The sequence below is a fragment of the Kocuria rosea subsp. polaris genome, from assembly GCF_001483755.1.
Taxonomy (GTDB): Bacteria; Actinomycetota; Actinomycetes; order Actinomycetales; family Micrococcaceae; genus Kocuria; species Kocuria cellulosilytica.
On record NZ_LQBK01000016.1, the window covers coordinates 1 to 12565 of the forward strand.

13 protein-coding genes and 2 pseudogenes are annotated in these 12565 nt (G+C 66.0%); 9 read left to right on the forward strand and 6 right to left on the reverse strand.

Translation table 11 applies throughout. The features are described from left to right. Nucleotides 1-95: 95 nt before the first annotated feature. Entirely contained in the window at nt 96-1358 is a 1263-nt protein-coding gene (locus AVL61_RS09235) for a Y-family DNA polymerase (RefSeq protein WP_058874058.1), read from the reverse strand. 15 nt (nt 1359-1373) lie between these two features. Then, nucleotides 1374-1799, reverse strand: coding sequence for a LexA family protein (locus AVL61_RS09240; RefSeq protein WP_058874059.1), 426 nt, complete (start codon nt 1797-1799; stop codon nt 1374-1376). Nucleotides 1800-2535: 736 nt separating this feature from the next. On the opposite strand from AVL61_RS09240, the gene AVL61_RS17855 reads away from it, so the two are divergent. Next, complete coding sequence (locus AVL61_RS17855; RefSeq protein ID WP_157571362.1) at nt 2536-2751, forward strand: hypothetical protein; 216 nt, start codon at nt 2536-2538, stop codon at nt 2749-2751. Nucleotides 2752-2859: 108 nt separating this feature from the next. Here AVL61_RS17855 and AVL61_RS09250 read toward each other — a convergent pair whose 3' ends face one another. Beyond that, the gene (locus AVL61_RS09250; protein WP_157571363.1) at nt 2860-4038 is read right to left on the reverse strand and encodes a hypothetical protein; all 1179 of its coding nucleotides are present in this window, start codon (nt 4036-4038) and stop codon (nt 2860-2862) included. A gap of 269 nt (nt 4039-4307) precedes the next feature. Next, nucleotides 4308-4523 carry a hypothetical protein gene (locus AVL61_RS09255; protein ID WP_047802221.1) on the reverse strand — a complete coding sequence of 72 codons (216 nt, stop codon included), beginning with the start codon at nt 4521-4523 and terminating at the stop codon, nt 4308-4310. Between the two features lie 316 nt (nt 4524-4839). On the opposite strand from AVL61_RS09255, the gene AVL61_RS09260 reads away from it, so the two are divergent. From AVL61_RS09260 to AVL61_RS09280, 5 genes are all read left to right on the forward strand, one after another. Next, nucleotides 4840-5202: a hypothetical protein gene (locus tag AVL61_RS09260; RefSeq protein ID WP_157571364.1), complete on the forward strand. Its 363-nt coding sequence runs from the start codon at nt 4840-4842 to the stop codon at nt 5200-5202. Continuing rightward, a complete protein-coding gene (locus AVL61_RS09265; RefSeq protein WP_058874063.1) occupies nt 5202-6203 on the forward strand; it encodes a hypothetical protein in 1002 nt (333 codons plus the stop codon). The genes AVL61_RS09260 and AVL61_RS09265 overlap by 1 nt, the downstream gene beginning before the upstream one ends. Further along, entirely contained in the window at nt 6200-6793 is a 594-nt protein-coding gene (locus AVL61_RS09270; protein WP_058874064.1) for a hypothetical protein, read from the forward strand. The genes AVL61_RS09265 and AVL61_RS09270 overlap by 4 nt, the downstream gene beginning before the upstream one ends. Before the next feature lie 11 nt (nt 6794-6804). After that, nucleotides 6805-7254: a hypothetical protein gene (locus AVL61_RS18420; RefSeq protein WP_058874065.1), complete on the forward strand. Its 450-nt coding sequence runs from the start codon at nt 6805-6807 to the stop codon at nt 7252-7254. 330 nt (nt 7255-7584) lie between these two features. Further along, a complete protein-coding gene (locus AVL61_RS09280; RefSeq protein WP_058874066.1) occupies nt 7585-8568 on the forward strand; it encodes an endonuclease/exonuclease/phosphatase family protein in 984 nt (327 codons plus the stop codon). Between the two features lie 114 nt (nt 8569-8682). Here the strand turns inward: AVL61_RS09280 and AVL61_RS18720 are convergent. After that, nucleotides 8683-8842: pseudogene (locus tag AVL61_RS18720) on the reverse strand (transposase); the annotation flags it as partial. Between the two features lie 274 nt (nt 8843-9116). On the opposite strand from AVL61_RS18720, the gene AVL61_RS09285 reads away from it, so the two are divergent. After that, entirely contained in the window at nt 9117-10100 is a 984-nt protein-coding gene (locus tag AVL61_RS09285) for a hypothetical protein (protein WP_157571365.1), read from the forward strand. Continuing rightward, entirely contained in the window at nt 10097-10861 is a 765-nt protein-coding gene (locus tag AVL61_RS17415; protein WP_157571366.1) for a hypothetical protein, read from the forward strand. Before AVL61_RS09285 ends, AVL61_RS17415 begins: the two co-directional genes overlap by 4 nt. 184 nt (nt 10862-11045) lie before the next feature. Here AVL61_RS17415 and AVL61_RS17420 read toward each other — a convergent pair whose 3' ends face one another. Then, nucleotides 11046-11144, reverse strand: a complete 99-nt coding sequence (locus tag AVL61_RS17420; protein ID WP_231738358.1) for an Lsr2 family DNA-binding protein — start codon at nt 11142-11144, stop codon at nt 11046-11048. A 163-nt stretch (nt 11145-11307) separates the two neighbouring features. Between AVL61_RS17420 and AVL61_RS09290 the strand changes: the two are divergent. Next, nucleotides 11308-12525 (forward strand): annotated as a pseudogene (locus AVL61_RS09290) (IS110 family RNA-guided transposase). The last annotated feature ends 40 nt before the right edge of the window (nt 12526-12565 follow it).

Sequence of the window (12565 nt, forward strand, 5' to 3'; positions counted from 1 at the left end):
AGGCCTGACCATCAAGGACGTCCACCGAAGGGGGTCAACCTCAGATGTATGACAGCTGCCATTTACTGAAGCACCTCGTGGTGGTGAGTTATCGGTCAGCTGACGGTGCGTAGTTCGTTCCAGTCGGTGGTGTATCTGGGGGAAAGGTCTGCTTGGTGGTTGGTCCAGGGGACGGGGGAGTGGGCGCCGAGTCGGCCCAGGGCGAGGGTGCCGGTGCCGAAGCGGCGGTTGACCGTGTCGATGAGCTCTCCGAGGGGTGCGGGTTGTTCGAGAACTCCAGGCAGGACGGGTACGGCCCCGTCGGGGGCGAGGTCCGTGCAGAGGATGCCGGCGCGCATGTAGGACATGCCGTGCATCAGCTTGGGCACCAGGGCGGCCCGGGCGGTGGTCACCAGGGGAGTGGGCTCGTGGGTGGGCACGGCCAGGCGCACCTGGATGGAGACGTTGTGGGTGGGTCCAGGTCGGTGCGGGGAGGTGGTGGCGAAGACGGTGAGGCGCCCGGTGACTTCGCCTTCCTTCCGGAGTCGGCGGGAGGCGCGTTGGGCGAACTCGGCCACCGCGGCCCCGACGATCTCCGGATCCCAGATCGGGTCCGGGAACGACCGGGAGACCAGGATCTGCTGCTTGGTGGCCACCTCGTCCTCCACGGGGATGGCGGGGAAGCCGTTGAGCTCGAGCACGGTGCGCATCTGCACCACGGAGAACTTGTGGCGGATGGCCACCGGGTCCGCGTCGCGCAGGTCGGCGATAGTTTCGATGCCCATCGCCTCCAGCCTTTTGGCCAGCCGCCCGGCGATGCCCCAGACCTCGGTGACCGGCAGGGCCGCCATGAGCCGGTCCCAGTACCCGTCCGGGGCCTGATCCCAGTGGACCACTCCACCGGTGGCGGGCAGTTTTTTCGCGGCCTCGGTGGCGATCTTCGCCCGCGTCTTCGAGCTGGCGATCCCGATGCTCACCGGCAGCCCGACATTGCGGGCCACAGTGGCTTTCAGCCGGCGAGCCCACCGCACCTGTTCCTCAGGTGTCCCGTCGGGTGGGAGCAGGAAGCACTCGTCGATGGAGTACACCTCCTGATCGCGGGCGTGGCGGGCCAGCAGCAGCATCACCCGCTCGGACAGGTCCGCATAGAGCTGGTAGTTGGAGGAGCGTTTGAGCAGCCCCCAGCGCTGGGCGTCGGCGCGCAACTGGAACCAAGGGTCACCCATCCGGATCCCCAGGGCCTTGGCCTCAGCGCTGCGGGCGACGACACAGCCGTCGTTGTTGGAGAGCACCACCAGCGGCTTCCCTGCTAGGGAGGGCTCGAAGAGAGCCTCGGCCGAGGCGTAGAAGTTGTTCACGTCCACCAGGGCGATCACCACACACCACCATTCCGGTTAGTGGATGTGGCGGATGCCATAGACCACCACACCCCAGACCACCAGCTCCGACAGGGACGGGACCTCCACGTCCGGATAGGCCGGATTCTCCGGGTGCAGCACCACCCGATCGCCGGTCACGTGCAGGGTCTTGATGGTGAAGTCCCCGTCCAGCACCGCGATCACCACGCTGCCGTGCCGTGGGGTCAGGGAGCGGTCCACGAGCACTTCGTCCCCGGAGTAGATCCCGATGCCTTCCATCGAGTTCCCGGTGACGCGGAAGAGGTAGGTGGAGGTGACATCGCGGATCAGCACCTCGTTGAGGTCGATGCGCCCGTCGTCGAAGCTGTCCTGGGCAGGGGAGGGGAATCCAGCCGGCACCCGGACCAGAACCGCGTTCACCAGCACGGGATCGTCAATGGCCAGCGGCACGGGGGGTCTCATACCCGCCAGAATAGAACATATATTCGATACTGAGTGACCTGACCACGATTAGTGCGTATATATCTACGCACTGATCAGTGCTGGTGCTTTGGAGTCTGGTCGTCGGCCCGGACACCCCAAGATCAGCACCCCCGATGAGCCCGGGGCCGGTCATTCAATGTGATCGGTGCAACATTTCGCATGATGTTGCCCCTGACCAGCGGCATCACCCACAGTGGGGGAGGGGATGAGCGGGACCCGCCGGGGGGCGAGTCCCAGGTTCGACCTCAGATCTCCAGGCGCACCCTGCGGGCAAGAGACAACGACGTCCTGCCGGTGGATGCGACCAGCGTGTGCGCCTGGCGGTCGATGGTGGAGGCGGTACCGAGCCGGGGGGCCCGGGACCGCCTCCACCCACATCCCCCGCACCCGGACCCCACCACCGGCAGACTCTGGTCACCCCGGACACAGCGGTGTCCTGCTCGGCAGTCCACTACCGCCGCCGCCGTCGGGTGACTCAGTGCCGTGACCCGTCCACCAGACAGGCCATCACCGCGAGACCGACCCCAGGGGACGTGCAGTGCGTGGTGGGCGCGGGTGCATAGCCTGGCCGCAGCACAGGGGAGAGGAGCGTGGTATGTACGCACGGGTGAGTGCCTATGAGGGTGGGTATCCGCAGGACTACGACGCCGGCCTGCATGCTCTGCGTACGGAGGTCTTGCCTCAACTCCAAGGGCTGCCCGGATACCGGGGTGCGGTGAGTCTGGTCGATCGGGCCACCGGCCGGAGCCTGTCGATCACCTACTGGATCGACGAGCAGGCCTTGGTCGCCAGCCGGTCCACCGTGGAAGCGATCCGGGAGCGGGCCGCAGCGACCTCCGGCTCGCGCATCCTCGAGGTCACCGAGTACGAAGTCGGCTACACCGACCTCCCCACACCCCCGGACTTCCCCCCGGAGGCGCCCCACCCGTGACCGGCAGCACTTCCCACATGTTCCAGCGCCCGCACGTGCCAAGGACCCCTCCCGCCCGCAGCCGGCCCCGAGCTCACCGCGAGCCCCAGCAGGCCAGGACACCTCACATCACTGCGTACCGGGGGCGCCGGCCCGCCGAGCGGCCTCGGCCACCCCGGCCGCGTAGGCGGCCGCGAACCGCTCCTTCAGCGGACGCCGCGCCACCGACACCTCCTCAGCCGACCTAACGGCCACGCCCCCCGCCCCGGCATTCTCGGGGGCGGCTTCAGCAGCTTCCTGCCGGGCCGCATAACGGGCGGCGGCGGCCACCGCTTCGGCCCGGCGCTGCTCGGCCTCAGCCGCGGCGCGCTGGCCGGGGGAGCGGAGCGGGGAGCCGTCGGCGTGCGTCCAGGCCCGCAGCCGGGCGGCGAACCAGGCCCCGGGGTGTTCGATCCCGGTGGCCGCGTCGTGAGGGTAGCGCTGGCCATTAGGTGCCCAGTCCAGGGCGTGGAGCACATCGGCGATGGTCCAGCTGGCCTGGAAGTGGGCCTTGGCCACCGAGACCACGTAGGCGGTGGTGATCCGTCGCAGCACCAGCGCATGGTGTTGCAGTTCCAACCCCGCCCAACGATAAGCCTGCTTCCAATCCGACCGGGCCGCCCCCACCCTCGAAGGCTGAACCGTTGCATGAGCCGGCCACAGCGGAGCTGTCCGCTGGGCCAGGGCGGCTTGGGCCTCCCGCCGCTGCGCGGCGGCTTTGGCAGAGGGTCGCGGCGTAGCCGCGTCCTTTTGGGAAAGTCTTTCGCGCGCGTGCGGGGGAGAACATACCCCCTTCGGGGGGACCGGGCCGACATTTATATCCACAGCCTCTTCCTGCTCCTCGTCGGTCTTTTCGTCCGGGGTGGGCGCCAGCTTCGGGGGTGCGGGGACGGTGAGGGCGTAGACGGGGGCCTCGCCCTGCTTCTTGCCCGTGGACCGCGGGGTGTAGCGGGCGGAGCGGCCGGTGGCCACCACCGCCAGCAGCCCCCAGTCCTTGAGCCGGCGGATCATCCGCCCGATGCTGTCCTCGTGCACCCCCAGGCGCTCGGCCACCCATCCCCAGGTGGTGCGCCAGGTCCGCGACCCCGGGTCCTGCTGGACGGCGATGATCTCGACCAGGGCGGCCATGTTGGCCCGGCCGTCGGCGCGCATCAGCTCCAGGGCCGGGTGCTCCAGCACGGCACGCTTCCACGCGACCACGTGGCGGGCCAGACGGCAACCCTGGGGCACGGCGCGCAGCACCACGGCCTTGGAGCGTTCGTAGGCCACCCGCACCCGTCGACGGTGCGAGGGAAGCTCCGCGGGAGCCTCGAGGGCAGCGTCGGGGGAGGAGTGTGACCGAAAATCGGCGCGGTTGAGTGACGAGGGGTCCATTTGCGGACGCGCCTCAGGTACACTAGGGGACACAACAGTCCCCTGGTATTGGGTTCATGACAGATTCGATTCAGTTAGCTGTTGGAACGGCTGTCGCGAGTTTGGCGACCTGAGACAGCCGAATGACTTCGACGGCCCGCCCTGCCAGGCGGGTCGTCAGTCGTTTAAGCGGAATTAGCCAGCGGTAGGCGCGGCTCCTCCCTGTTGTCGAGCTTGTTGGACCTTCCAGCGTCGCGGTCGATCAAGGCGCCGATGTACTCGGCCATGCTGAGCCCCGCCTGATGCGATGCTTCGATCGCCGCGCGGTGCTGTTCTGGAGACACACGCGCCATCAGGGCCACCTTGTGGCCCTGCAACTTCGGCTGCTGGTACTCGGTCATGGGTCGATCATGGCATATCGACACTGCTACCGATAGCGGTATCAGGTGTGTCTCGGTGATTTTTCATCCCTCTGGTACACGATCCCTCCTGCAAACAAGGCAAGCGGCGATGGCCTTAGTCATCTACGGTCGGGCGCAAAGTGCCGCACGGCATGCATCCACCCTAATGCATGTTGAACATGTTCAACATAAACATGTTCAAGTTCCAGGTAGCCTGGAGGGCATGTCTTGGCTAGGGGGAACTGTTTCCCGTTCCGACTCCGATGTGCTGGCTGAGTTGCCGGACCATCTCACCTGGGAGGGTCTTCATCTGGAGGTGCAGCGTCGGCACGGCAAGCCCATCCACATCGAGCCGGCGCCGGCGGGGTTGGGTCAGGACGTCACGGGGTTGTGGTTGGAGAAGGCCGAGCAGTCCTGGATCTTCCATGCTGCGGGGGAGAGCGAGCTGCTGCGCCGGCATGTGATCCTGCACGAGTACGGACACATCCTCCTCATGCACGGTGGGTGCGAGCTGACGCTGGGGAATGCCTTCGCCCACATCGGGGGCTCCCGGCGGATCAAGACTCTTCTCGGGCGTTCCTCGACCTGGACGGCCCAGGAGATCGCGGCAGAGAACGCCGCCACGAGGTTGGCCGCCCGACTGACCCAGCAGGTGGATCCTCTGCTCGAGGCCTTCTGATGAGCCTGGGAGCGGTGTTGAGTCTGCTCAAGGCCGTGGCGTTCCTCTTCGCCGCCGTGGCAGCGGTCGTTCGTCTGCCACGAGTGGCGCGGCGACGCCGAGTGGACTTCGTCTGGGTGGGCACGGCGTTGGCGGCGCTGGCCTTCTCGGCCAACGGGGTCATGGTTCCCGAGCGGACCGTGGATGCGTGGCTGGGCGGGGAGAACATCTTCCACCTGGTGCGCAACCTGCTCGCACTCAGCGCCGTATGGTGCCTGCGGGCTGCCCTCGTGCAGTCCCTGCAGCGCAGGGACTGGAGCCGGTCGCGGACGTTGCGGGAGGCCGCCATAGGTAGCGCCTTGCTGCTGGGATTGACGGCAGCGTTCTTCTCGATCGACCGGGGCCCGACCTCGGGAGCGTTCATTCCGGACCATCTTGACCAGGGCGGCACCCTGGTCTACACGCTGCTCATCATGGTGATGGGAGCGTGGAACGCCGCCGATGTTGCCCGTGTCGCCTTCCGGGAACTCACCCTGCGCCAGCCGGGGCACGACCGCCTGCTGTGGCCGGGGCTGCTCGGCCTGGGGGTGGGAGGTTCTCTGCTCGTGCTCGGCTGCACGCTCGAGGCCGGTTACGCAGTCCTCGGGTATTCAGGCACGTGGGATGCTGTAGCTGTGGCCCTGCGGGCCTCGTTCGGTCCGGTCTTCCTGCCCGGGGCCGTGCTGGTGTGCTTGGCCGTGGCGTGGCTGGGGCTCTACGCCCAAGGCCGGCGCCTGAAGGTGGGTCTGCGCTTGGACATAGTGAGGATCGCCCCGGTGTGGGCCCACCTCGGCGCGGATCGGTGGAGTCCTGGTGGACGCCCTCCAGGCTGGTCCAGCGCTCTGTCGGCTGATCCCCAGCAGGTTCTCTACAGTGCCGTCATTGCCGTCGAAGACGCCCTGCGGGCAGAAAACGTGGGCCTGTCGGAAAAGCAACGGTGTGCCCTGCAGGCCGCCGAGAGGAGATTTGAACTCACATCATGAGTACCTCGATCGTCGTCCCCCGCTGGGAGAGAACGGCCACGGAAGCCTTCCAGCCTCCGGTGCTGCTGGCGGCGCTGCTCATCGCGCTGCCTTGGGGGGCGAACCCATCTGCTGCCTCGCTGTGGTGGGGAATGAGCGCGGCCCTGATCGTGTGCGGGGTTCCGCTGGCCGTGGTCCTCATGCTGGTGCGCCGAGGGGTGCTCACCGACCACCACGTGAGCGTGAAGGAGCACCGCCGACCGGTGATGGCCGGGGTGCTGGTGCTGGTCCTCAGCTACCTCACGGCCGCGATCCTGCTGCAGGGGCCGATCGAGATCGTGGCGCTGCTCGTGGCCACGTTCCTGGCCGGGCTGGTGATCGCTGTGGTGAGTCCGTGGTGGAAGATCTCCGGGCACGGCATGATGATGGGCGGAACTATTGTTGCCCTGACAACATCCTGGGGTGTTGTCGGGCTGCTGTTTGTTCCGGTGGGCCTGGCGGTGTGCTGGAGCCGCATCCGGCTCCAGGACCACACCGGTCCGCAGGTGATCTCAGGCTTCATCTACGGGCTGGCCTTCCTGGGCAGCATCTACGCCTGGATCGTGACATGAGGAGAAAGCACGTGGGGGACGCCAACCGGGAACGCTCAGCCCAGATCTTGGCCGACAAGATCAACCTGCTGTTGGACACCCTGCGCACCGAAGCCGGCCAGCCCTACGACTTCACCACGATCCAGCAAGGCCTCAAAGACCGCGGCGTGGCCATCTCACGGACGAAATGGCATTACCTCAAGACCGCAGACACCCGGGTGCGCCCCGACGAGAAACTGCTCCGGGCGCTGGGGGAAGTGTTCGGAGTGGACCCGAGATACCTCGTGCAGGAGGACGGGCCGCTCCCTCAGCAGGTCGAGCAGGAACTCCACACGGTGCGCGCCCTCCGACGAGCCGAGGTCCGCAACTTCGCCGCCCGGGCCCTCGGTCAGATTGATCCTAAAGGGCTTCAGGCGATCCTCGAGGTCATCGGGGAGAACGAAGCGGCCACCAGGGACATCCCGACACAGCAGTCAGATTAAAAGAGTTCTATCCCTGAGCCGCTACGCGCACCATAAGTCTCTGATTCTTTGGCCTCCGCTTCATAAGCCAAGGAATGCAAGACATTTTGGTTGCAAGACACTCGTGTCGGCCAGCTCTGTGTGGGGGAACGGGTGGCTGACGCAGGCGAGGCACACTGATTGCTGGGTGATCCGCAGGCCGAGCTGGCCCCGGTTAACAACCATGCGGTAATCGTGAATTTATTGCTTGCGGAGATTCTCCCGGGCACTGTCTAACTGATAGGTACAAGTCGCAGTTCCTGTGTTTGGGCTGGGATGCGACACCGTGAACCGTAGTGCGGGGGGTATCTGATGGCTGAGTTCCGGATCGCGACGTTCAACCTGGAGAACTTCGACGAGACCGCCCCAGGGGTCAGACCGTCGTTGGAGGAGCGGATCCGTCTAATGCGCCCGCAGATCCACCGGCTGCGGGCGGATGTGGCGGTCTTCCAGGAGGTGAACGGGCAGGACCGCCCGGGTGCTCTCCGGGAGGTGCACGCCCTGCGCGCGCTACTGGAGGACACCGGGCTGGCAGGAGCCAACCTCGCCAGCACCCGGGGCGAGGACGGTGCCGTGTTCCGGGAGCGGAACCTGGTGGTGGCCACACCGTTGCCCATTGTTGCGGTGGAGCAGCTGAGCAATGACCTGGTGGGCGCGCTGTCCTATCGCCGTCTGACCGCCCTACCCACGGATGAGGCCGCGGTGGAGATCACGGTGGAACGCCCCATCCTCTACGCCCATGTGAAACTCCAAAGCGGGAAGGTGCTGCACGTGATCAATGTGCATTTGAAGTCGAAAATTCCCACCAACATCCCGGGCCAGAAGATCGACAACTTCACCTGGCGCTCTGCCGACGCATGGGCCGAGGGCAGCTTCATCTCCTCCATGAAGAGGATGTCCCAGGCGGTGGAGGTGCGCCGGCTCGTGGACCGCATCCTGGATACGGATCCGGAGGCGTTCATCGTGGTGGCCGGGGACTTCAACGCTGACCCCGAGGAGGTGCCCGTGCAGGCGATCCGGGGTGACGTGGAGGACACCGGCAACCCCGAGCTGGTGAACCGGATCCTGGTGCCGATCGAGCACACCGTGCCCGAACCGGCCCGCTACACCCTCTTCCACCAGGGGAGAGCACAGATGCTGGACCACATGCTCGTCACCCGGAACCTGCTGGCCTCCTACCGGGGGTCCGAGATCCACAACGAGGTCCTGCACGACGAGTCCGCGGCCTTCGCGGTGGACCGCAAATACCCCGAGTCCGATCACGCCCCGGTCGTGGCGACCTTCGCGTTGGACTGATATGTAGTCCATCTTGTCAAGAGGACAGGGTGAAACGGCGTCCCTCGTTGGCCGGTGAGGGACGCCGTTTCGTCGTTCACTGGGTCAGTGGGGCCAGGGCGGCGTGTAGCGGGGCTTGTGGTGCCAGGCGGCCTCGATCAGCAGCCGCCTCGCGTGAAGGTTGCCGGTGCGGGTGATGCCCGCCGAAGGACCGGCTGGCCCCGGAGGAGTGCTCGGAGGGCACCAACCCGAGGTAGGCGCTGATCCTCGCACCGCTGGGCCGGCCCCAGTCGCCGCGACCGTATTGGAAGGCAGTGGATGCGAGACGTCTCGTCGAGTTCGAGGTAGCTGTCCCACTTCCTTGGAAGTGGGACGATTGCTCGAGGTTGGTCAAGTCATTGTTCACTGTGAGTCCCGCCAGCAGCTGACGGGTCGGCCCGGATCGGGTCAACTACTTGATGGCGCTGTCCCAGCAGAGCTCTATAAAAATTCCAAGTCATGAAGGTTGGGGAGGCCGTGTCGGGTGAGACACTGACGAAGGGCAGTGTCATGAGCCGCAAGGACGAGCGATGAGCACGAACCGCAAGCAGCAATGGCGTAAGGCCCGGGCTCGGGGAAGTTCTCCGCGAAGCCCGCGGCGAAGAACCGTATCGGACCCTCCGAAGAACGAAGCGCAGGGGGGGCTGGCCTCCCAGGTGCTGAACTGGGTGGTGCTGCTCATTCCTCCCACCACCTTGTTCACCGCACTGGCCTTCTGGTTCGGGTGGACGATGACGGACAGCCGCAGTCGCTACTTTGGACTCGACCCCAGCACACTGGAATTCACGAACACCGATTACGTGCTGCGGAGCCCCGACGCTTTGATCGCTCCCACGATATTCATCGCGTTTGCGATGCTCCTCGGACTAGTGATGCACGCCTTCGTCCGCCGGATTCTGAACAGTGACGTCGACCTTCGCATCGTCCGGCTCGCCGCCACCGGGTCGGCGGTGCTGGGCTTCGTGGCCATCGCCCTGGTGGTCCATTCGTTGCTGTTCGACGACCCGTTTGATCTTCAGCTGGTCCGTCTGCTGCTTCGGCCGGCGTTGCTGGGTGGGGGTGCGCTGTGCATGGCGTACAGCTACTTCATCCTGGTCGCCGTAACGGATCATTCCGACACCCGGCCTTCGTCGGCTCCCGCCCCGGCATGGGAACAATCGGTTTATCTGACCCTGGTTTTCCTCGTGGTCTTGAGCCTGTTCTGGGCCACAACGCTGTATGCCCGTGATGAGGGGCGAGTAAGGGCGGAACACATCGCAGGACATCTGAAAGACCAGCCTGCGGTGACCGTCTACAGCGCTGAGTCCCTGGCCCTCGGCAGCTCCGTCTCCGTGGAGAGGAACGACATGCCCGATGCCCGGTACCGGTACAAGTACTCGGGCCTCCGTCTCTTGGTGCGCTCGGCCGACAAGTTCTTCCTGCTGCCGAACGGATGGACCCATGGCAAAGGCACCACGATCATCATCAAGGACGAGCCATCCATCCGCATCGAGCTAAAACCGGGGAAGTCATGACGCGCACTATTGGATCATCATTCTCAAGGGCGGCCTGCGGACTTCTCCTGGTCGGCTCGGTGGTCGGCTGCGCCCCGACCGATACCGAGAGAACACCGAATGGAGAATCCCCTCCCGCCACCTCGGCAGTGGCCACAGGTGAGGTCGACAAAGCGCGAACAGAGCTCTCGGGGGGCGGTGAGATCGTCACCGATGCGCAGTGGCAGTCGCTGGGAGAAAGCGGGAGCAACGGAGACGACGGAGACGACGGAGACGACGGAGACGACGGAGACGACGGAGACGACGACAGCTGCTCAGCCCCGTTCGACAACTGCACGTTATTCAGAAAGGTTGAGGTTAGAGTTCGTCTGAGCGCTGAGGAAGCACTTCAGGCGGTAGAGGTAGGTGCCGCCAGTCTCTCCAACGAGCATGGTGGCGTCTTCGCGGTCACCGACAACACCTGCACCGGCTTAGTGGTGTCGGAGGGGATTGAGGAATGCATCCTCATCGTGGAGTTCTCTCCTCAGCAGCCCGGCCAATATTATGAGCAACTCGCGATCGACATCCCGTCGCACGGAGTCACCCACACCATCGACCTCGAGCGAGACGTTTCAGCGCTCACCACTGCGCTCCCCACCGCACCGACAGACAGTGCAACGGGATTCACGGACCCGTCGGAGCGGGAGTCGCCTGACCCTGTTCCGCCCAGCACCGGAGAACCTCCTGGGGACGCTCCGGATCTTCAGATACCGGCCACTGATGTTCCGGTGGGGGAACCCTGAGTCCTCGATCCGTGGCCGTGCAGGACTGTGGGTGTCCGCCCAGTCTCCTGCACGGATGGCCTTGAGGGCAGTAATGACCCGATCAGTTCCGGTCTCCATGGTGGAGGGCGAGCGTCAACGACGCTCCCGCTACTCACCTTGGTGAGTAGCGGCAACTCGCGTCATCGTCCGGGGCGTTACTTGCTCAGTGGGCGGTGTAGTAGGAGTTCTTGACGGATTGGTGGATGCGGCCGCGGTCGGAGACCTGGTAGCCGCTCTCCTTGGCCCAGGCCCGAATTTTCACCGGGTCCGCCACCGCTTTCGACCCCTATGAGTTCGTGCCACGGGTGGCTTTGCGACCGGTAGTGGGACTGTCCGATGCTCGAAACGTTGGGAAGTGAACCGGGCTGCAAGGATCAGCACCCCGGTGATCGGATCCACCGCCGACAGCGGCTGTCAACGACGGGGTGATCGACACCGACGGCAAGAGACTGGTCCGTCAGCGACTGACCAAGGGCATGGCCGGGGTGGAGAAGCTCCACGGGCTGATCGCCGACCACCGGGGCGAGGACGACGAGACGGCCGAGGTGGTGGTCGGCATCGAGACCGATCGGGGTCCGTGGGTGCAGGCCCTGCTGGCCGCCGGGTACACCGTCTACGCGATCAATCCGCTGCAAGCGGCCCGCTACCGGGACCGGCACGGCACCTCGGGGGCAAAGTCCGATCCCGGTGATGCGCTGGTGCTGGCCGAGCTCGTACGCACGGACCGGGCCCATCACCGCCCGATCACCGGTGACAGCGCGATCGCCGAGGAGGTCAAAGTGTTGGCCCGGGCGCACCAGTCGCTGATCTGGGCTCGTCAGCGGCAGGTCAACACGTTGCGCTCGGGGTTGCGAGAGTACTACCCGGTTGCCCTGGCGGCCTTCGGCACCGACCTGGACGGTCGTGACGCGGTCGCCGTGCTCACCGCCGCCCCTGGTCCCGCCGCCGGGGCACGGCTGACCACCCAGCCGGTGCAAGCCCTGCTGCGGACGGGAGGCCGGCAGCGCAACCTCAGCACCCGGGCCGAGCAGATCGTCACGGCGTTGCAGGGACCCCACCTGCCGGCCCGTCCGGGGATCGAGGCCGCCTACACCGCCAGCACCGGGGCGTTGATCGCCGTCATCACCGCGCTGAGCACACAGGTCGAGGCGCTGCAGGAACAGCTCCAGCAGTGTTTTGGCCGGCACCTTCGATGCTGAGATCTACCGCAGCCAACCCGGTCTCGGTTTCGTTCTCGGCGCCCGGGAGCTCGCCGAGTTCGGGGACGATCCCCACCGCTACGCCGATGCCAGGGCGAGGAAGAACTACTCCGGCATGAGCCCGCTTCCCCCGAGCTTCGGGCAAGAAGAGAGCCGTGCTGGCCCGCTACGCCCGCAACCGCCGCCTCGGTGACGCCCTGTACTTCCAGGCCTTCTCCGCCCTGAGCACCTCACCAGGGGCCCGGGCCTACTACGATGAACGCCGCGCCCGCGGCGCCACGCACCACCAAGCCCTGCGTGCCGTGGCGAACCGTCTGGTGAGCATCCTGCACGGCTGCCTGCGCCACCAAACCTTCTACGACGAGGGCATCGCCAGGACCCACCGGGACGAACCCAACCTCCTGGCCAGCGCCGCTTGACACCATACGGCCGTGGGATATCTAGTGGCCCGTCTTTGAAGTCCTTGGGCGGTTGGCCTTGTTGA

Coding starts and splice junctions, on each gene's coding strand:
- AVL61_RS09270 (WP_058874064.1), top strand. CDS start 6,200: ATGAGTACCTCGATCGTCGTCCCCCGCTGGGAGAGAACGGCCACGGAA.
- AVL61_RS09255 (WP_047802221.1), bottom strand. CDS start 4,523: ATGACCGAGTACCAGCAGCCGAAGTTGCAGGGCCACAAGGTGGCCCTG.
- AVL61_RS09280 (WP_058874066.1), top strand. CDS start 7,585: ATGGCTGAGTTCCGGATCGCGACGTTCAACCTGGAGAACTTCGACGAG.
- AVL61_RS17415 (WP_157571366.1), top strand. CDS start 10,097: ATGACGCGCACTATTGGATCATCATTCTCAAGGGCGGCCTGCGGACTT.
- AVL61_RS09285 (WP_157571365.1), top strand. CDS start 9,117: ATGAGCACGAACCGCAAGCAGCAATGGCGTAAGGCCCGGGCTCGGGGA.
- AVL61_RS09240 (WP_058874059.1), bottom strand. CDS start 1,799: ATGAGACCCCCCGTGCCGCTGGCCATTGACGATCCCGTGCTGGTGAAC.
- AVL61_RS09265 (WP_058874063.1), top strand. CDS start 5,202: ATGAGCCTGGGAGCGGTGTTGAGTCTGCTCAAGGCCGTGGCGTTCCTC.